The sequence below is a fragment of the Pseudoalteromonas sp. ATL1 genome, from assembly GCF_058933015.1.
Genome location: NZ_JBZYXL010000001.1, coordinates 381,078 through 399,871, shown reverse-complemented (window position 1 = coordinate 399,871; position 18,794 = coordinate 381,078). Strand labels below are relative to the sequence as shown.

At 44.0% G+C, this 18,794-nt stretch carries 18 protein-coding genes; 10 read left to right on the top strand and 8 right to left on the bottom strand.

Annotation, left to right across the window (positions count from 1 at the left end):
* Nucleotides 1-227 precede the first annotated feature (227 nt).
* Nucleotides 228-1,391: a DUF3103 family protein gene (locus AC5FX4_RS01885; protein ID WP_493604839.1), complete on the top strand. Its 1,164-nt coding sequence runs from the start codon at nucleotides 228-230 to the stop codon at nucleotides 1,389-1,391.
* A 112-nt stretch (nucleotides 1,392-1,503) separates the two neighbouring features.
* Here the strand turns inward: AC5FX4_RS01885 and AC5FX4_RS01880 are convergent, their stop codons facing one another.
* Nucleotides 1,504-3,165, bottom strand: a complete 1,662-nt coding sequence (locus AC5FX4_RS01880) for an endonuclease (RefSeq protein WP_493604838.1) — start codon at nucleotides 3,163-3,165, stop codon at nucleotides 1,504-1,506.
* Between the two features lie 304 nt (nucleotides 3,166-3,469).
* Between AC5FX4_RS01880 and AC5FX4_RS01875 the strand changes: the two genes are divergently transcribed.
* From AC5FX4_RS01875 to AC5FX4_RS01860, 4 genes are all read left to right on the top strand, one after another.
* Entirely contained in the window at nucleotides 3,470-5,290 is a 1,821-nt protein-coding gene (locus AC5FX4_RS01875) for an assimilatory sulfite reductase (NADPH) flavoprotein subunit (protein ID WP_493604837.1), read from the top strand.
* 39 nt (nucleotides 5,291-5,329) lie between these two features.
* Nucleotides 5,330-7,051: an assimilatory sulfite reductase (NADPH) hemoprotein subunit gene (gene cysI / locus AC5FX4_RS01870; protein WP_493604836.1), complete on the top strand. Its 1,722-nt coding sequence runs from the start codon at nucleotides 5,330-5,332 to the stop codon at nucleotides 7,049-7,051.
* Nucleotides 7,052-7,096: 45 nt separating this feature from the next.
* Nucleotides 7,097-7,837 carry a phosphoadenosine phosphosulfate reductase gene (gene cysH, locus AC5FX4_RS01865; RefSeq protein ID WP_493604835.1) on the top strand — a complete coding sequence of 247 codons (741 nt, stop codon included), beginning with the start codon at nucleotides 7,097-7,099 and terminating at the stop codon, nucleotides 7,835-7,837.
* Nucleotides 7,838-7,939: 102 nt separating this feature from the next.
* Nucleotides 7,940-8,467, top strand: coding sequence for a DUF4124 domain-containing protein (locus tag AC5FX4_RS01860; RefSeq protein WP_493604834.1), 528 nt, complete (start codon nucleotides 7,940-7,942; stop codon nucleotides 8,465-8,467).
* Between the two features lie 42 nt (nucleotides 8,468-8,509).
* Here the strand turns inward: AC5FX4_RS01860 and AC5FX4_RS01855 are convergent, their stop codons facing one another.
* Both AC5FX4_RS01855 and AC5FX4_RS01850 read right to left on the bottom strand, forming a co-directional pair.
* Nucleotides 8,510-10,075, bottom strand: a complete 1,566-nt coding sequence (locus AC5FX4_RS01855; protein ID WP_493604833.1) for an Ig-like domain-containing protein — start codon at nucleotides 10,073-10,075, stop codon at nucleotides 8,510-8,512.
* Nucleotides 10,076-10,155: 80 nt separating this feature from the next.
* Nucleotides 10,156-11,253, bottom strand: a complete 1,098-nt coding sequence (locus tag AC5FX4_RS01850) for an NAD(P)/FAD-dependent oxidoreductase (RefSeq protein WP_493604832.1) — start codon at nucleotides 11,251-11,253, stop codon at nucleotides 10,156-10,158.
* Nucleotides 11,254-11,549: 296 nt separating this feature from the next.
* Between AC5FX4_RS01850 and AC5FX4_RS01845 the strand changes: the two genes are divergently transcribed.
* Nucleotides 11,550-12,134: a substrate-binding periplasmic protein gene (locus AC5FX4_RS01845; protein WP_493604831.1), complete on the top strand. Its 585-nt coding sequence runs from the start codon at nucleotides 11,550-11,552 to the stop codon at nucleotides 12,132-12,134.
* Here the strand turns inward: AC5FX4_RS01845 and AC5FX4_RS01840 are convergent.
* Together AC5FX4_RS01840 and AC5FX4_RS01835 are read right to left on the bottom strand one after the other, a co-directional pair.
* The gene (locus AC5FX4_RS01840; protein WP_493604830.1) at nucleotides 12,118-12,570 is read right to left on the bottom strand and encodes a PaaI family thioesterase; all 453 of its coding nucleotides are present in this window, start codon (nucleotides 12,568-12,570) and stop codon (nucleotides 12,118-12,120) included. The two genes, AC5FX4_RS01845 and AC5FX4_RS01840, sit on opposite strands and share 17 nt — an antisense overlap.
* A 167-nt stretch (nucleotides 12,571-12,737) precedes the next feature.
* Nucleotides 12,738-13,103, bottom strand: coding sequence for an RNA-binding S4 domain-containing protein (locus tag AC5FX4_RS01835; protein WP_493604829.1), 366 nt, complete (start codon nucleotides 13,101-13,103; stop codon nucleotides 12,738-12,740).
* 111 nt (nucleotides 13,104-13,214) lie between these two features.
* Here AC5FX4_RS01835 and AC5FX4_RS01830 point away from each other — a divergent pair, with 111 nt between their 5' ends.
* Nucleotides 13,215-13,553 carry a hypothetical protein gene (locus AC5FX4_RS01830; RefSeq protein ID WP_493604828.1) on the top strand — a complete coding sequence of 113 codons (339 nt, stop codon included), beginning with the start codon at nucleotides 13,215-13,217 and terminating at the stop codon, nucleotides 13,551-13,553.
* A gap of 69 nt (nucleotides 13,554-13,622) precedes the next feature.
* Here the strand turns inward: AC5FX4_RS01830 and AC5FX4_RS01825 are convergent, their stop codons facing one another.
* The 3 genes from AC5FX4_RS01825 to AC5FX4_RS01815 are packed head-to-tail and all read right to left on the bottom strand — an operon-like array spanning nucleotide 13,623 to nucleotide 15,082.
* Nucleotides 13,623-14,345 carry a hypothetical protein gene (locus AC5FX4_RS01825; protein ID WP_493604827.1) on the bottom strand — a complete coding sequence of 241 codons (723 nt, stop codon included), beginning with the start codon at nucleotides 14,343-14,345 and terminating at the stop codon, nucleotides 13,623-13,625.
* A 60-nt stretch (nucleotides 14,346-14,405) separates the two neighbouring features.
* Complete coding sequence (locus AC5FX4_RS01820) at nucleotides 14,406-14,840, bottom strand: hypothetical protein (RefSeq protein ID WP_493604826.1); 435 nt, start codon at nucleotides 14,838-14,840, stop codon at nucleotides 14,406-14,408.
* Nucleotides 14,795-15,082, bottom strand: a complete 288-nt coding sequence (locus AC5FX4_RS01815) for a hypothetical protein (RefSeq protein ID WP_493604825.1) — start codon at nucleotides 15,080-15,082, stop codon at nucleotides 14,795-14,797. The genes AC5FX4_RS01820 and AC5FX4_RS01815 overlap by 46 nt, the downstream gene beginning before the upstream one ends.
* A 211-nt stretch (nucleotides 15,083-15,293) precedes the next feature.
* On the opposite strand from AC5FX4_RS01815, the gene AC5FX4_RS01810 reads away from it, so the two are divergent.
* The 3 genes from AC5FX4_RS01810 (at nucleotide 15,294) to AC5FX4_RS01800 (ending at nucleotide 18,784) form a co-directional block, all read left to right on the top strand.
* Nucleotides 15,294-15,959 carry an SDR family oxidoreductase gene (locus AC5FX4_RS01810; RefSeq protein ID WP_493604824.1) on the top strand — a complete coding sequence of 222 codons (666 nt, stop codon included), beginning with the start codon at nucleotides 15,294-15,296 and terminating at the stop codon, nucleotides 15,957-15,959.
* Between the two features lie 113 nt (nucleotides 15,960-16,072).
* The gene (locus tag AC5FX4_RS01805) at nucleotides 16,073-16,438 is read left to right on the top strand and encodes a hypothetical protein (protein WP_493604823.1); all 366 of its coding nucleotides are present in this window, start codon (nucleotides 16,073-16,075) and stop codon (nucleotides 16,436-16,438) included.
* The gene (locus tag AC5FX4_RS01800; RefSeq protein ID WP_493604822.1) at nucleotides 16,439-18,784 is read left to right on the top strand and encodes a fatty acid cis/trans isomerase; all 2,346 of its coding nucleotides are present in this window, start codon (nucleotides 16,439-16,441) and stop codon (nucleotides 18,782-18,784) included. It begins immediately after the preceding gene.
* Nucleotides 18,785-18,794 lie beyond the last annotated feature (10 nt).

Below are 18,794 nucleotides of genomic sequence, written 5' to 3'. Positions count from 1 at the left end.
CTGACATGTTGCTGGGCTAGAAGTGTTTTTGCTAGCCTAGTGATCACCTCCAAGCCTTCACAGACAATACTTTAACCTACCCAAACTAAAATTAATTAGTTCTTCTTATGGGGTAATAAGTACCTATAAAATTATTTTTGTTAATTTTAAATTAACAGGTTGATAAATTTTTAAATAAGTTTTATCTTCATCTACTCAAACACACGGATTATTGTCAGGAGTAGAATATGAAAAGAATAACAAAGTTAACATTATCAGCCCTGCCTGCACTTATGATGGCGATGTCTGCATCGAGTAATGCGAAGCAAGATGTATCAATTCAAAGCACATTCCCTGCATTGGATATGTACAACCCAGCTGGCGATCAGATTGCACAAATCAAGAAGCAGCTCGCACTGCAAGTTGCACAACAGTTACCGAAGCTATCGGTACAACTACAAGCGCAAATGAGTGAATATCGTGTGCAAGTACCACTTAGCTCGCAGTTGGCTTCAGGGTTACTGGCTACACAGGTGAACAGTGCGACTGAATATACTCGCGAATTGAAAGGTTTATCGCAGTCAACAGAGTCAATTTATCAATTGCGATTAGCAGATAAAAAGATGCTTAAAGCATGGCAGCAAGGTGAGCCAGCACTTGTTGCTTTCGCACCAAAAGGTGACGATAAGAGTTGGACATATATCGAAGCATTTGATGCGCAGGGGAATGTTCATCTATTAGACGCGCATACCATGCCATCACAACCGGTACTAGTTGTTGAAGTTGACGGCAAAAAAAGCCTTCAAGAAGGTTTAGTTGTTATGAAGCGTGAGTTTGCTAAGCGCTTAGGTCAACCACAGATGCAAACGCAAGCTTCGACGGCAGAAGAACCTATTTCAACCAGTGTGCTAAATCGCATTCGTTTGAATAACGATCAGGAGCCTTGGATCTCGGGCGCTGCGGAAGTGTATGCGGTGGTAACTGGCGTAAGTCCAAGTCGTGATGAGCCAGTGCTTGATATTGTTGATATGCCTTACCTCGATCATGACAAAACGGACTACACGCCTAATCAGATCTTGATCCATTGGGAACGCTATCGTTGGCAGGCGGCGGATGTACTACTGATGGAGCAAGATGACAATACTAACTATAAAACGTTGGCGACGACATTTTTAGATATTGTGACGCAAGTGATGCGTACTATTCCAGATCCGAATGTACAAGGCTATGCGATTATTCCACAGTTGACCAATCAGTTGATAAAAGCGATGCCAGACTCTTGGTTTACCAATGATGATGACTATGTGGATGTATTCTATACCCTGTTTGAAGGACAAAATTACACAGGCTATATGGGGGCCAGTGGCAATGCGAAGATCACGTTATCTCCCTTAACAATCAACCCTCGTTAACTCCCCGTTGAGTCGGTTCGCGACCTGATGGATTAGGTCGCTTTTTTTATTCATTTAATAACCCTAGTTAGAAGCGAAAGGTTAAAGCCACCCAAAGGGTGGCTTTTTTTATTTACCAAATTTGCTGAACAAATTCTGGGTGGTCAACAAATGGGTTGCGGTTGCCTTGGAACTGATGTGCCGATTGGTTGCGAGCACGTTCTAAATCATCCACTGGATCCATTTGGTGCCAGCGGAGCAACATAGTGACAACCCAAGGTTCGAATACTTGATCCGAAGTACCATTCAAAACGGCATCACTATAGGTTGTATTACTTTGCCAAGTGCTGATCACATCCTGATAGCGCGTTGCCATGTAGAAGTATGCGCGGGCAAAATCACCTTTAAACTGATCAATAGGCTCAAACACTGTGCCTGTATAGTTCAAAGTACTTGAAGCCGCGCCCAATTTACTGCCATTGCTAGAGGTATAAGTTGCGCTGCTTACTTCACCAAAAGGATAGTTACTACGCTTAGAATTAACGAAACCGTCAGTGGCAAAAATGTGGTGCACGTCAGAGTTCATCGGTTCAACTTTACCGCCAAACCAGCTTTTCGGGAATGAGTGCTCACGATTGTAACAGCCACCTTCCGTGGTGTAAGAACCACACTGATCAGTCACTGCAACATAAGTGATAGAATCTGCGCCATTTGGCTTTTCAGAGTAGCGGTCTAGAACAGAGTTATCCTTTTCAAAGTAATTGTCGCGCTCGTACTGATCAATAAATTGCCAAATAGCGCTATAACCTTGTGCATTGTGGCTACTAATAATCGTGTGAAGCTGTGTTTTTAATGCGTAACCGGTAAGACCTGCAGTAGAAGCATAGTACTCACTTGGATCGGTGGGTGTGGTATTGCCTCCGTCATCTGTGCCACCGCCAATGGTAAAGCTATGTTGCTGCTGATTGGTAAAAGTGCTACCAGAGGCAATTTCACCTTGTGGTCCGGTTAGCGTGTATGCGCCGTTACCGAAGTTACAACATAGGCCATCCCCATAGCTATCAAAAATGGTAAAGGTATAGTCACCATCGTTGACGCAAAGCGCTTCGTTATGCGTGGTGTTGCTTGCATAGTTATTACCAGCAGCAATTTGTTGATTTGTGGCATTAGTGAGTGTCCAGCTCGTTTCACTGCCATATCCATCGGTGGTGAGAGAGAGGTTTAAGGTCGTTGCTTGGCATGAAGAAGGGGGCGTGGTCGGTGGGGTTGTGGGCGGCGTCGTAGTGGTTGTTGGTTGGAAGTTATCAATATAAACGATTTCACTGCCATCAAAACCACTTACATCATAAAAGCGTAGGCCAACATTGATACTGGTATCGGTGGTGGCTGTGTATGTATAACTTATTTGCTGCCACTGATTTAACGTAAATGGGTCGGAATAGCCTTGATAATCGTTAACGATTAACCTTGCTTTTACACCGCCTTCAGTATGATAAACCCAAGTGCTGAAGTTATAAGTTTGTCCGGCTTCCACTGCCACTTGCTGTAGTAAGTCAGTATTACTTTGCGTGTCAGTGTTGACGATAATTTGCGCTGCGCTCTGACCTGATTTAACAATTGAGCTTGTTGCACTAATGCTAATGCCGCTGTCAATTGTTGTCCATTGTGCAGGTAAGTTTTGTTGCCAATTCTCAAAATCACCATTGGCGACTTGTGCATTCGCACTTTGGCTCATAGCAATGGCTGCAAGAGCTAACGCAACGTTTTGTTTATATACGTTTTTCCCGTGTTTCATTATTTAATCTCATTTAATAATAATTGTATTTTTTGATTTATTTAAACAAAGGCCGAGCTTACTGAACCTTTGTTGCGGCAATGTTAATATTAGAGCGTTCATTTTTAAAGCAAATCTTTTAATCTGTTTTTGTTGGTGTTTTTGGTTATTCATAACCAAATGGAATATAAAAGCAGATCTTTGTCTTTCTTGTTGCGGCCCGTGCGCAGTATCCTGCATACATCGAAAAACTTGCTTTCGGCTTTGTAGGCAAGTGAAACACCAATTTATGCTAAAGATGTTTTAGGGTTACGGGGATTAATCAATGTTGTTAGGTCAACTCAGTGCTGCGGCTAGCCCGCTTACGCAAGAGCAAGTGCAAAAATTACAGGGGCTGGTGGCTGAGCTCAATCCAATTCAACAAGCTTGGGTAAGTGGCTATTTAGCTGCGAATGCAAATACAGCGGCTTTATCTGGTGCAATGGGCGTAACCCCAGGCGCTGTAGCTTCTGAGTCTGCACCCTTAACGATTTTATTCGGCTCGCAAACAGGTAATGCTAAATCTGTGGCGAGTAAGCTAAAAGAGCAAGCTGAGTCTCGTGGCATTACGACGAAACTCGTGAACATGGCTGATTATAAAACCTCAGCGTTGAAAAAAGAGAAATTCCTGACGATTGTTGTATCAACTTATGGTGAAGGTGAGCCGCCAGAAGATGCAGAAGCATTGCATGCATTTTTAGCCAGTAAGAAAGCACCTAAACTAGATGGCGTAAAAGTGGCTGTGATTGGTTTAGGTGATACCAGCTATGAGTTTTTCTGCCAAACAGCTAAAGATTTTGAAGCGCGCTTGAGTGCGCTTGGTGCTGAAGTCGTATTTGCACGTGCGGATCTGGATGTGGATTACGAAGAGCAAGCACAGCAATGGATAGGCGGCGCACTGGATGTGTTTGAACCCCAGTTGAAGGCACAGCAAAGTGAGGCGGGTAATAATGTCGTGAATATGCCGTTTGCGTCCGCAGGTGCGGTGGCTAGCCAGTACACAAAACAAAACCCATTTGCAGCTGAACTGAGCGTAGTGCAAAAAATTACTGGCCGTGACTCGACCAAAGATGTGCGCCATATTGAGATCTCGTTAGAAGGCTCGGATATTACTTACGCACCGGGTGACTCATTAGGTATGTACTTCTTAAACGACGATGCGTTGGTTGACCAAGTACTCGATGCACTAAACATTGATGCAGCAAGCTCAGTTGAGCTGTCAGGTGAAAAACTAGATGTACGCACAGCGTTGATTGAAAAGTTAGAGCTTACTCAGTCGTACCCTGGCTTTGTTGAAAAGTACGCGCAAGCGACCAATAACGCAGAACTACTAAAATTAGTAGAAGATAAAGCGGCATTACGAGAGTACATTGAAGCGCGTCAGATCTTCGACATTATCAAACAAAACCCGGCAGATATCGACGCACAAGCGTTGGTAGATTGCTGCCGCAAGCTGCAAGCACGTTTATATTCAATTGCATCAAGTCAGTCTGAAGTGGAAGAAGAAGTACACCTGACAGTTGGTTTGGTTGAATTTGACGCATTTGGCGAGCAGCATTTCGGTGGTTGCTCGGGTTACTTAGCTAATCGCGCGGAAGAAGGCGTTAAAGTGAAAGTGTTCAGTGAACACAATGATAATTTCCGTCTACCTGCTGATGATAATACCCCCGTGATCATGGTTGGACCGGGCACAGGTATTGCGCCGTTTAGAGCGTTTTTGCAAGAGCGTGATGCACGTGATGCACAAGGGGACAATTGGTTGTTCTTTGGTAATCCACACTTTACACAGGATTTCTTATATCAAACTGAGATCCAAGGGTATGTGAAGTCTGGTTTATTGAACAAAGTTGATTTGGCTTTTAGCCGTGATCAAGCAGAAAAAATCTATGTTCAAGACCGTTTGCTTGAAAAAGGCGAAGAGGTGTTTGCGTGGTTAGAAAAGGGTGCCCACTTCTACGTATGTGGGGATGCAAACCGCATGGCAAAAGATGTACATCAAGCCTTGTTGGATATTGTTAAAGCTCATGGCGGCAAAGACGATGAGCAAGCAGAGCAATATTTAAAAGAGCTGCGAGCTGCACATCGTTATCAAAAAGACGTGTACTGATCACGTCACGGACCGTCGAGAGAAATTTTAGGAAACACCATGAGCAATTCAGATAACAAACCAAATAGCAAGTTAGACCCAAACGCAAAATTTGCAGATAACGAGCGTTTAAAAACGCAAAGTGACTTTTTGCGCGGCACCATACAAGAAGATTTGGGCGATCAGTTAACGGGTGGTTTTACTGCAGATAACTTCCAGCTGATCCGTTTCCACGGCATGTATCAGCAAGATGACCGTGATATACGTCCTGAGCGTGCCAAGCAAAAGCTAGAACCGCTTCATAACGTGATGCTGCGCGCTCGTATGCCAGGCGGTATTATCAAACCTAGCCAGTGGCTAGCGATTGATAAATTTGCTGAAGAAAAATCGATGTATGGCAGCATTCGTTTAACCACGCGTCAAACATTCCAGTTTCACGGTGTGTTGAAGCCAAACATCAAAGATATGCACCAAATGCTTAACAGTGTGGGTATTGACTCGATTGCGACGGCAGGGGATGTAAACCGTAACGTACTATGTACCACTAACCCGGTTGAATCAGAGTTACACCAAGAAGCGTATGAGTGGGCGGCAAAGATTTCTGAGCACTTACTCCCGCATACCAAAGCGTATGCTGAAATTTGGCTAAATGGTGAAAAGACAGAAACAACCGAAGAGCCTATTTTAGGTTCAACTTACCTACCGCGTAAGTTCAAAACCACAGTGACCATTCCACCAAACAACGAAGTGGATGTACACGCCAATGATTTGAACTTTGTGGCAATCGCTGAAAACGGCAAGCTCGTAGGCTTTAACGTGTTGGTGGGGGGTGGTTTGGCCATGACCCATGGTGATGTGGCCACTTACCCGCGTAAAGCGGATGATTTTGGCTTTATTCCACTGGAACATACGCTAAAAATTGCGGAACACGTGGTGTCAGTACAGCGTGACTGGGGTAACCGTGTGAACCGTAAAAACGCGAAAACCAAATATACCTTAGATACATTTGGCAGTGATGCATTCAAAGCGGAAGTTGAAAAACGCGCTGGCGTAGAATTTGAACAAAGCCGCCCTTATGAATTCACGCATCGTGGCGATCGTTTCGGTTGGGTTGAAGGCATTGACGGCAAGCATCACCTCACTTTGTTCATCGAAAATGGCCGTATTTTAGACTTCCCGAATAAACCTTTGAAAACGGGCTGTCGCAAGATCGCCGAAATTCACCAAGGTGATTTCCGCATGACGGCAAACCAGAACTTGATCATTGCGGGTGTCCCTGCGGAGCAAAAGGCGCAAATTGAACAAATCGCCCGTGAACACGGCTTGATCAATGATGCACACAGCGAGCAACGTAAAAACTCTATGGCGTGTGTTGCATTACCAACTTGTCCTCTGGCGATGGCAGAAGCAGAGCGTTATTTGCCTGATTTAGTAACCAGCGTTGAAGGGTTACTTGCAAAACATGGTGTGAGTGAAGACAACATTATTCTACGTGTTGTTGGCTGCCCAAATGGTTGTGGTCGCGCGATGCTGGCTGAAGTTGGTTTAGTGGGTAAAGGCCTTGGTAAGTATAACGTTTACCTAGGTGGCAACCGAGAGGGTACCCGCGTTCCTAAGTTGTACTTAGAAAACGTAGGTGAAGATGTTTACCTACCAGCGCTAGATGAACTTATTGGCCAATGGGTGAGTGAGCGCCACGATAACGAATGCTTTGGTGACTTTGTGATCCGTCAAGGCATTGTGGCTGAAGTGAAAGTATCAAAAACCGACTTTCACGCGTAACGAATAGGCGATTTGGCAAGCTTAGCTTGCCAACTGGGAATGAGCATGAGTGAATATAAACAACTATTACAGTTAAGTGGTGAAGCGCAGCAATCACTGTTGGCAAAAGCCAACGAATTGCTGTTGCCAATGACGCCACAACAGCGTGTAGCATGGGCATTAGAAAATTTGCCCGATACGGCATTTTTGTCTTCCAGCTTTGGTATTCAAGCTGCTGTGATGTTACACCTCGTGACCTCAGAGCGTGCAGATATTCCAGTGGTGTTGACTGATACAGGCTACTTATTTCCAGAGACTTATCAGTTTGTTGATTATTTAACGGAACGCTTGAACCTCAACCTGCAAGTTTATCGTTCGCCTTTTAGCCCCGCATGGCAAGAAGCCAAATACGGCAAGCTCTGGGAGCAGGGCCAAGAGGGGATCAAGCACTACAACACATTAAACAAGGTAGAGCCGATGACACGCGCTTTAAAAGAGTTGGGTGCAGGCACTTGGTTTAGTGGTTTAAGACGCGACCAATCATCAACTCGCGCGGATAAGCAAATACTAGAAATTAGTCGCGGTACGGTGAAGGTTTACCCTATCATCGAATGGAACAACCGTGATGTGTATCAGTATCTAACCAAGCACGACTTGCCATATCATCCTTTGTGGGATGAGGGCTACGTGTCAATGGGTGATGTGCATACTACGCGCAAACTAGAACCTGGTATGACAGAAGAAGAAACTCGCTTCTTTGGATTAAATCGTGAATGTGGATTACACATTGACGGAGACGGTATTTAAACATTCTCCAGCCATGGAGGAGGCGCAAAAGCACAACTTCGGTTGTGCTTTTTTATTGCGACGGGTGTATGCTGTTGCTCTGGTTGAAGTAGGAGTAACCTTGTGAAGTATTTTAGTTATTTAATGATCATGGCCATGTTAGTGGGATTGGCATCGTTAACCGTGTTGAAGCGACCTGATGGTAAACCTTGGTTAGACATAGGTGATGTTGGCGAGCAGGTTCAGCGAAAGGCAACAGAGCAATACCGAGATGCGAAACAGGCCCTTAATAACACACTAGAAAAATCAACCAGCAGTGAAGCGACTTCCAATGCATCTTCAACGAGTGGCACAATTTATAAGTGGCAAGATAAAAACGGCAATTGGGTTTACTCCGATAAACCGAATAGCCAAGGAGAGAGCCAAACTCATACCCTAGATGCGAGCCGTATCACCGTCATGGCAGCAGAAGATACGTCCATTCTTAAAGAGCTGGCGGCGCGCAAAGCACAAATAGATTCACAACTTAAGAATCCATCCGCGTTGTCATCAACCGATGTAAAACAGTTAATGATGGATGCTAAAAACATTCAAAAGTTAATGGATGAGCGAACTCAAAAAATAGATCAAGCAATTGCAGGGAATAAGTAACACTCAGCTTCTGCAAAGCCGAGTGTTTTCAAACTTGAGAGGCTATTGTGCACTATCGAAGCGTTTATCGTATTGAAAGATAAGTCGCTCATACTGAGTAGTAAAAGCCCCGCCAACGGAATACAGCTTGCTACCATCATTTACTAACTGGAAATCACGCAGATAGTATGTAGTGCTATCCTGAACTTGCTGGGCATAAGGGTTAGCACTGAAGGACTGCCATTGAGCTGTATCAAGCGCATAACCAGACAGTTGTTTCGCGGTGAGTATGTAAAGTGTGTTATCTGAAATGGTCATATCGGCATAATTGCCAGATTCGCTCTGCGGGATCAGCTCTGAGGCTGCTGTAGCGTGTGTGTTGAGATCAAGCATCGTTAATCGCTGTTGTTCTGAAGTTGTGTCATCACTGAGCAAGTACGCGACCTGCCCATTAATCGCGCAACTGACCACGGGTTGTGTTGGCTCGGCTGAGTATGGCGTTTGTTGCCATTGCAAAGTGGCCGTGTCGAAAGTGAATAGCGAATTAACATCGTTGTTATGCGTAAAAGCATAAATGTGTTGCTCAGAACGACAAGTGGCAGTAATGGTTTGGCTTGATGGTGTGAAGCTTGGGCTATCCACGCTTTGCCATTGCTGACTCGCGAGGTCATAAATTTCCATTTGCGTGACAGGATCGGAGCCGCTACTACACGCTTGTGTGCCACCAAATAAGTAGATGTTCCCACCCACTTGTTGTGTTTGGTAATAAAAACGCGGCAACGTTGGCGTGGTGAGGCTTTGCCATTCTCCATTATTGATATCGAGAGTTGAAAAATAAGGTGCTTTGGCTGGCGCGCTATGACATATCATGGCAGAAGACCATGCATAGTTGTGGGCTAGAGTAAATAGTTGCCCATTGTGTGCTGTTGCTTGAATATGACTCCCTTCAAATCCAGGTAAATGAGCGAGCTGTTGCCACGGTTGTGCGTCCACAAAAATGCTAAATTCGGGGACTGTCACGTTGTATTCGCCATCGTGTAAGGTGATCACGATCCCATTAAACTGTCCCATATGTTCTGGCAATGTAGGTGTGCCAGATAATTGTCCTGTACTGGTATCAAAGTCCGCCCACGTTGGTTTATTTGTTATCTCAAAGCGATAGTCGTTTTCTGTATCCACATCAGAGATTGTAGGCTGAAAAGAATAGTGTTCACCGATGTTCGCTGATATCTCTGGCGTACTTGTAAACTGTGCTTTGTCGTTGACTGGTTGGATGTTAATGGTTACCGTGACAGATGCGCTTCGCTGTCCATCCTGCTGTAATGTGTAGCTAAACGAGTCGCTGCCATATTGGTCGCTATGAGGTGTAAAGGTCAGGGTGGGGTAATTACCCGAAACCGTGCCAAATACAGGAAGCAAGGCAAGGTCAAAGGTCGGAGTTTCATTTTCCTTTGGCAGTTTGATTGCACTGATATCGATGGTTGTGGCTGTATCTTCATTGGTATCTACAGTGAGTGTTGACTTGACAACAAAACTAGCCTGCTGCTGTGAATTATGATCATTAGAGGAACCGCCACAGCCGGCAAGTAGTAATGCTAACGAGCAGGAAAGTGCGTATGAGTAATGCATTTTATGTATCCTTACAAAATTTAAATGGGCACGCTATCTTATTGAAATACAGCTTAATGTAAAGTGAACTTAGACGACGACTAAAAAAGCTTTTCTGCGACACGATCGGCAATTGCAAGGCTTGCGGTCAATCCTGGAGATTCAATACCAAACAGATTGATAAGCCCCGGCAGTCCATGAGTTTGGCTGTCTTGGATCACAAAATCTTGTGCACCAGATAGCAGCAACTTGGGTCGGATACCGCTATAGCTGGCATGTAATTTCGATTCATCAATTGCTGGCCAGTAACGTGAAATTGCGTTTACAAAGTTTGCTTTGTTATGTTCACTGGGCGTGTAATCTAAGCTTTCAACAAATTCTGTATCGGGCCCAAACTTGAGTTGGCCCGCTAAATCAAGCGTTGCGTGTATACCGAGTCCATGTTGTTCAGGCATAGGGTAGATCAGATGCTTAAACGGGTGTTTTCCTTGATAATTGAAGTATTGACCCTTGCAATAATAAAGCTTAGGAACGTGTTCTGAGGCAAGCCCTGTTATTTTTTGCGCGCATGGCTGAGCGAATAGCCCTGCTGCGTTGATCAGGTGTTTACACTGGAGCGTGAATAGGTCTCCATCGCAGTCTAATGAGACGATAAAGTGACGGCCATCAAATTGCGCAGACAAAAACCGCGTATTACCCACATATTGCCCGCCGTTACTTTCTAACTGGTGAATATAAGACAGCATTAATTGGTGGCTATCTATGATCCCCGTTGAAGGGGACCATAGTGCTTCTTGCACTCTGATCTGAGGTGCTTTTTCCTCAAGTTCGCTGTGTTTCATAAAGTGCAGATCAGACACGCCATTCGCACCCGCTTGTTGATGGAGGGCGTGCAACTTTTCAATTTCTTGCTCGCCATTTGCGATCAATAACTTACCAATTTTACTAACGGGCACATTATATTTTTGGCAGTGTCGATAAAGGTGCGCTTTACCTTCAACACAGAGTTGTGCTTTGAGGCTGTTGGTCGGGTAATAGATCCCCGCATGGACCACTTCACTGTTTCGGCTGCTGGTGTGTTCGCCAAATTGAGCGTGTTGTTCAATGACTAACACATCGTTTTGGGCACTTAGTTTTGCGCCACAGGCTAAACCGATAACTCCTGCGCCAATCACTAAAGTATCTATTTGGTCCATCATTTAAGCTGCTTTGATTCTAATGAGTGCATGATAACAAAGTCATATTATCGCCTCTAGACTCTTTATACTTTGCACTGATACAGAGGTATTAATGTTGCAAATAGTTAAATTAATTCGACTACACTCATTGCATCAAGATCATTCTTTGTAGGTGCACAGTGAAATGGATAATCGCCTTTTTATGGCTGGTGACGCTGTATGCAAATGCCAGTATAGAGATCATGAAACTAACAGGGGGTCACAATCCATGACCCCCCTACATTAACGAAGATGGTAGTGGGCTAGTACCCGACATATTGGAAGCCGCATTCACATCGCAAGGTATCGAATTTGAAGTGAAAATTGCGCCATTTAGCAGAATGATGTTATTAGTCGAGAATCAAGAAATAGACTTAATTGTGGCGCTTTGGTGGACTGAGCAGCGTCATAAAACCATGCTATTTAGCAAGCCTTATTTCCACAATGAGTTAGCAATTGTTGGTCAGCGAGAGAGTAAAATGGTGTTTCGGGGCGCACAAAGCTTACGCTTTAGAAGTATTGCCATGATCAGAGGATATGCCTATCACGAGCTGTTACAAAATATTGAGCATTTGCGCGTGATTAATGTGCTGAGCCTACATGCCTGTTTAGAATTGGTCAGTAAAGGACGTGCAGACTTTGCCATTGCTGATGCATTGGCATTCAATTACGAAATGTCAATAACACCCACTTACTCAGAGTTAAAGCTCCATTACCCTATTTTGGTGAGTTGGCCATTGCATATTGGGGTGAGTCGCACACACCCCTATGCACAAGAGATCATTAGTCGCTTTAACCTCGGCTTAGACGCCATTCGAAGAAATGGCGTATACGATCAAATTCTCGCTAGGTACGTGAATTAGCACGCTCAACAACGGCCGCTGTCATGCGAGAAATGCAGCACAATTCCCCTTTGGCATTGGTGATCTGTATATCCCATACCGAGCTGCGTTTTCCTAGATGAAACGGTTTTGCGGTGGCAGTCAATATGCCATCTCTAGATGCCTTAAGATGGTTGGCATTGATCTCCTGACCCACACAATAGTAGCGTTCAAAGTCGACAACAAAGTTAGCGGCGTAGCTTGCCACGGTTTCGGCTAAGGCAACATTAGCACCACCATGTACCATCCCTAATGGGTTATGGTGATCGGGCGTTGCCGGCATGGTTGCGACCATGTAGTCGTCACCAATTTCAGTCACCTCAATACCCAGCTTTTTCATTAATGAGCCTTTGCCATGAATACCTTCATCTAGCGATTTACAAAATGCAAGATCAATAGGGCGGAACCAAATAGACATAATCTTCCTTTTATTCTGAACAGGTTAAAGGGGCATATTTTGCACCTAGCTAACGCTAGAAAGGTTGGCAACCTGTGTGAGTTGTGTTTGAAGGCCTTTCGAGCGCCATAAAAATACCAGTTTACAGGTGATATTCAAAGCGCCCAACACTAGGCGGATTAGACAGACTAGCCAAACGAAATTGGTTTACGTCCAGTATCTGCATCTTTTTTATTTTTACGACTTCTATTGCGTTTTTTGCGCTGAGTTGGTGCTTCTTGCACTGGTGTGGACACGGCGCGTGGAGTTGGTTCAACACCATCAGCTAGGGTGAGTTGGTAATGCTCGCCATCAAAATGTAGCGTGTCACCACTGTAAAGTTTTTTTCTTTTCACGGTGCATACTTCATTATTCACCGCAACGTAGCCTTCACCAATGAGCGCTTTTGCTTGCCCACCTGTTTCAGCTAAATCTAAAACTTTCAGTAAGTTACATAGTTCTATAGGCTCTTCTTCCAGCTCAATTTCAATATATTCTGGCTGTTCGTCAAACATCGTCTTATCTCCCAAATCTTTGCGTTAGTATACCGTGATGTTGCGATAAGCGACGAAACTTTTTAAGAGAATTTGGGGTCTTTAATGTGATTGAAGTATTTGGTGTGTATCTTGCAGCCGAATTTGAATGAGTTGATTGTTGCAATCTATGACGAGGAGCTAAGCAATATGGGTATTCGTTCAACATTAAAAAAAGAACTAATGAATTTAGATGCAATGGGCTTAATGACGGCAGACGATGTGAGGCATTATCTACAATCTCATTTGCAACGTGTGAAAAATAGCAGCGCGCAAAAGTTTAATCTTATCGCGCGATTTAACAGCCACCACAGTCAGATCCAATTGGGTTTACCGAGTCAGGAAAAAGCACTTGAATATGAGCGCCATCGATTGTTTAAAGACGTACTTTATCCCAAGTCAGCTGTCAAAAAATGGCTCGCCCAGCAATGATTGCGTGCGATGCCTGTCACTAACCAAAACAATAGTCATAATTATTATCTATCAATTAATTAGCAACGCTTAGCTATCGAGCGGTACTATCGCTATATCACATGTATTGACAGCATCGGGCAAAGCCTGAAATATCTCAGATAGCACATTGGTTTGTGTTAGGTGCATGACTGACTCAGTGAGCTTAGTAAGTAAATGCGCATGTTTGTTATGTATGTAGTGGTATACATAATGAACTTTGCTCACTGGTTTAAAGTAGATTTTTTGTATACCTGAGTTACATAGACTTCCTGTGGCGAATCTATCATTGGCGATGAGCGCGGGCGCATGCCCTTTTTGCAAGGCTTGAAATGCAGAAACATCATTCATAACCTTATTACAGTTTAGGTTATGTTGCCGACAGTACCGTTCGGCAAATAAAGCGCCTTGAATAATCAAAAAACCACTATTTTCAGAACATGCAGAGCGCTTAATGCAATACATAGCTAAGCTAAAACTTGATATGGGAATCGGGACTTTTAGCAAATTAGGGTACTGCTTTTCCATGCCATCGATTCGTCCTGCTTCGGCATCAAACACCCCGTTATTAACCTGTTTGAGTTCTCTGCGGCTAGGTAGGTAGACAACCTGAGGCGAGATGTTTAAGGGGGCGTAAATTGCTCGCATGACTTGTTCGACTTTTTCTTTTCCCAGTTCATATGCTACTCCTTCAGTGGCATTGATAACGTATTCGCTGGCATTTGCGATAGCACAACAAAGTAAGCTAATGAAGGCAAAGATAACTTTTAACATAAGAATGACCCTAATTCGTAGCAAGTAAATACCGGCAAAACCGTTTATTTAGCATGTCTGTCAATGCCCCGTGTTCATTGAAAAATCACTGGGAAGCTCGGTTACTGGCATGTCACATTCTTTGGCTGCGTCAACCAGATTTTTAAAAGCAAATTGTTTGAGTCGTTGCGTTGTTATTTTTTCAATAGCAGCAGAAAGTTGTGGGATCAAATCAGCATGTTTTTTATGAATGTAATGATAGGCGGTGAGTTCTTTAGTGAGCGCTTTTACATAAACATGCTCAATACCAGACGCACACAAGGTGCCCGCAGAGAATCGGTCATTGGCTATTAGTGCGGGCGCTTGATTTCGCTTTAATGCATGAAAAGCAGATACATCATTGGCAACAATATTGCACGTCAGTCCCTTGTTGCGACAAAACATATCGGCAAACAAGCTGCCTTGTAAAATTAAAAAACCGTCTTGTTGATCGAGGTTACAATCTTCTGGGTGCACACAGTAGCATATAGGCTAACAGCAGATAATGGGGGCGTTACTTTTACGATGTTTTTAAAGCCCTGCATGGCGACTTCCACTCTGCCTGCATCCGCATCAATTTCTCCATTTTCTAATAACTTTAGTTCTCTTTTGGTGGGAAGATAAACAATTGTTGGTTTAATGGACACACTTTGATAGATGGCATTTAAGGTATTGGCGGTTTTCTCCTTACCTATTTGGTAAGTTAAAGTTTCACTCACGTTAACTATATACTCTTCGGCTGATATTGGCGGGCAGAGCAATAGGCTAATCATGAAAACGAGTGGTTTTCGCATTGCAAATCGTAGCAGAGTAACTTGTTTATACTGAGCATAGCAGAGATGCTCTGTTCTGTTATAAATCCATGCTATGTTAGTCGTTTTCAGAAATCCTATACTTTCATTTTAAAAATCAATATTGAAGGAGTTGATCGTGAATAGACACGTTGTCATAACGGGCGCAAACAGAGGGATCGGGTTGGAGTTTTGCAAACAATACCAAGCACAAGGAGATCAAGTCACTGCAGTTGTGCGTAACTCTTCACCTGAGTTAGATGAGTTAGGTATTCGGGTTGTTTCTGGTGTAGATGTTGCAGAGCAACAACAGGTGAATATGTTAGCGGACAAGCTAGCGACAGGAAAAGTCGATATTTTGATCAACAATGCAGGTGTATTTAACAATGAAACATTGGCTAATATGGACTTTGATGCCATTGAGACGCAGCTACAAATTAATGCAATTGCTCCGCTTCGAGTGACCCATGCATTATTACCTTTGCTCCAAGCGAATAGTAAAGTAGCGATGATCACCAGTCGTATGGGATCGATTGAAGATAACGGTTCTGGTGGTTATATTGGCTATCGTATGTCGAAGGCAGCTTTAAACGCGGCGAGCGTGAGTTTGGCGCACGAACTTAAAGATAGGCAAATATCAGTGGGTTTGTTTCACCCAGGTTTTGTACAAACCCAAATGGTGAACTTTGCCGGTGATATCTCACCACAGCAAGCTGCAGAGCGCTTACGCGAAAGAATAGAAGCGCTAAACCTTGATAACACAGGTGGGTTTTGGCACTCCAACGGTGAAACATTGCCGTGGTAATGTGAGCTGGTCGAGCCTACGGGTTATGGTGGGCTCTTCGCTCAATAGGCGTATGAAAACTCAATGTGTGCTAGTATGTGAGCATTTATTGAATTTACTGCGTTGTATAAGTTATGGAATTATCTGAAAACACCCCGCTGAGTTTACCCCTTTTCTTTTTAGACGAACACATTGAGCAACGAGATATGGCACAGCCAGATCTTACAATGCAGGTTATTTTGAATGAGACGCTGATCGCACATTTGTGCCAAAACCCTAAGGCAGATGAAAGTATCAGTATTAATTTAGCGGACTACCAAATTACTGTAGAGCAAAGTCAACATGCGAGTGCCATAGAAGGTGAGCACCAAGCACAGCTCATTCTCAATCGAGGGCCCGTTCTCAGTGCGGTATTGAGTCTTGAGGACAATACTATGTTTATTTCTCCCCCTATGGAAATGATGCCGACGTTTGATTTAGGCGAAGAAGAGGAGATTTAAATGCAAAAGCGTGCTTTGTGGCTAATGTGTACGGCCTTGGTCTTGTCTGGGTGCATGGCATTAGGGTTTAGCCAATACGATGAGCATTACGGGCAGCAAAGTGTCCAAGTACGTGAAGTTGCTTTTGAACAATCTCACGGCAGTGATTACCTGAAGCTTGTCAAACCCATTATTGAGCAGCGTTGTGTTGTTTGCCATGGTTGTTACGATGCGCCGTGTCAATTGAAGCTTTCCTCACCTGAGGGGATTGATAGGGGGCTAAGCAAAGAGCGAGTATACGATGGCACACGTTTGCTTGCGCAAGCGCCTTCTCGTTTATTGTTTGACGCGACCTCCACCGCTCAGTGGCGTGACAAAGGTTTTACCCCGGTGCTTAATGAGCGTCAGCAGCATGAACAGGCAAACTTGGCTGGCAGCGTGCTTTACAATGCGTTGTTGTTGAAAATGAGTAAACCTTTTCCTGAGCAGGGTTTACTAGGCAATGAGTTCGACTTTTCACTCGATAGAGCACAGAGTTGCCCAAATATGGATGAATTTTCGCAGTATGCCAAAAGTCAGCCTCATGGCGGGATGCCGTATGGTCTGCCCGCTCTTGAGTCTAGCGAATTTAAACAAATTGAAAGTTGGCTTAAAGGCGGTGCCAAAATGGCGCAAACTCCCGAACCACTTACCAGTGAAAAACAGGCTGTGGATCGATGGGAGAAGTTCCTCAATCAAGATGCGCTTAAAGCGCAATTAGCGGCGCGGTATATTTATGAACACTGGTACTTAGCCAATATTTACTTTCCAGAGCAAAATAGCAGCGCTCGCCCAAGCTTTTTTAAACTCGTGCGTTCAAGCACACCGCCAGGTAGCCCTATCAAACTCATTGGCACACGACGTCCTTATGATGCCCCAAATGTAGCGCGTGTTTACTATCGCTTGATGCATGAGCGCAGTACTATCTTGTCAAAAACGCATATGCCGTTGGCATTGACCGAGCAGAAATTAACGCGTTTGGATAAACAATTTATTCAAGCAGATTATCAGATTGATAGCTTGCCAAGTTATGCGCCTAAGGAGGCGTCTAACCCATTTAAAACGTTTGCTGCGATCCCAGTGAAGTCTAAATATCAGTTTATGTTGGACGAGGCTCAGCTGATCATCAATGGCTTTATTAAAGGGCCAGTGTGTCGTGGGCAAATTGCACTTAACGTGATCAATGACCAATTTTGGGTGGCCTTTGTTGATCCGGATAAAAATAGCCTGCCAGCGGTCAGCGAGCTGTTGATGCGTCATGAAGAGGATTTAGCGCTCCCCGCTGCAGAGCAAAGTAATGTGTTGCCTTTAGCGAGCTGGGCAAAGTATGCCAATCGCCAGCATGAATACCTACAAGCTAAAACGAAACTCGCCAATGAGTTGCTCGCTGATGGTAAGCGATTGAATATGAATTTAATTTGGCAAGGCGAGGGATATAACGATAATGCTGCGTTAACCGTGTTCCGCCATTTTGATAGTGCAACTGTGGTGAAGGGGTTTGTTGGACAACCACCCAAGACCATGTGGTTACTGGATTATGCCTTATTTGAACGTATTCATTACTTGTTGGTGGCGGGCTTTGATGTGTATGGCAATATTGGTCATCAATTGGTGACTCGGTTATACATGGATTTTTTACGTCTGGAAGGTGAGCAGAACTTCATCAATATGTTACCGCAACAGGTTCGACAGCAGGTAAAAAATCATTGGTATCGTAAGTCGCATGTCAGCTTAAGCGAATTTATTAATCGTAAGAGTTTACTTGCAGCACCAACAGGTATTGAGTTCGTAACAGATGATCCTAAAACGGAACTGTATGAAAAAATGCAAGCGACGCTCAAGCCTGTGTTGAATAATCGCTACGATTATCAAGCTGTTGCAGGCGTTTTAGCGCGGCTTAATCATTTGCCCAGTGAAGCGATTAATGTGTTGCCACAAGTATCGTTTATTTTGCAAAGGCAATCGAATGGTGAACACCACGCCTTTACTTTGATACATCACAATGCGCACTACAATATTTCTAGTTTGCTTAATGAAGAAGGGCAGCGGGCTTATGATGAAGATACTGCAACTTTGGTACCTGGTTTCATTGGCGATTATCCAGAAGTGATCTGGTATTTAGCCAATGATAAAAACGCTAACGCATTTTCCGAAGGACTGAGCAAGGTGCGTAGTGAAGCTGATTATCAACAATTGACTGCACAATTTGCGATACGTCGCACGCATCCGCAATTTTGGCAGTATAGCGATTTACTGCATAACGTAGCGAAGCAATATCAAGGTATTGAATACGGTCTATTTGACTATAACCGTTTGGAGAATCGTTAGCGTTGGTCGC

Excerpts from the sequence above, each read along its gene's own strand:
- AC5FX4_RS01885 (WP_493604839.1), top strand. The coding sequence starts at position 228 with ATGAAAAGAATAACAAAGTTAACATTATCAGCCCTGCCTGCACTTATG.
- AC5FX4_RS01880 (WP_493604838.1), bottom strand. The coding sequence starts at position 3,165 with ATGAAACACGGGAAAAACGTATATAAACAAAACGTTGCGTTAGCTCTT.
- AC5FX4_RS01875 (WP_493604837.1), top strand. The coding sequence starts at position 3,470 with ATGTTGTTAGGTCAACTCAGTGCTGCGGCTAGCCCGCTTACGCAAGAG.
- cysI (WP_493604836.1), top strand. The coding sequence starts at position 5,330 with ATGAGCAATTCAGATAACAAACCAAATAGCAAGTTAGACCCAAACGCA.
- cysH (WP_493604835.1), top strand. The coding sequence starts at position 7,097 with ATGAGTGAATATAAACAACTATTACAGTTAAGTGGTGAAGCGCAGCAA.
- AC5FX4_RS01855 (WP_493604833.1), bottom strand. The coding sequence starts at position 10,075 with ATGCATTACTCATACGCACTTTCCTGCTCGTTAGCATTACTACTTGCC.
- AC5FX4_RS01850 (WP_493604832.1), bottom strand. The coding sequence starts at position 11,253 with ATGATGGACCAAATAGATACTTTAGTGATTGGCGCAGGAGTTATCGGT.
- AC5FX4_RS01840 (WP_493604830.1), bottom strand. The coding sequence starts at position 12,570 with ATGTCTATTTGGTTCCGCCCTATTGATCTTGCATTTTGTAAATCGCTA.
- AC5FX4_RS01835 (WP_493604829.1), bottom strand. The coding sequence starts at position 13,103 with ATGTTTGACGAACAGCCAGAATATATTGAAATTGAGCTGGAAGAAGAG.
- AC5FX4_RS01825 (WP_493604827.1), bottom strand. The coding sequence starts at position 14,345 with ATGTTAAAAGTTATCTTTGCCTTCATTAGCTTACTTTGTTGTGCTATC.
- AC5FX4_RS01805 (WP_493604823.1), top strand. The coding sequence starts at position 16,073 with ATGGAATTATCTGAAAACACCCCGCTGAGTTTACCCCTTTTCTTTTTA.
- AC5FX4_RS01800 (WP_493604822.1), top strand. The coding sequence starts at position 16,439 with ATGCAAAAGCGTGCTTTGTGGCTAATGTGTACGGCCTTGGTCTTGTCT.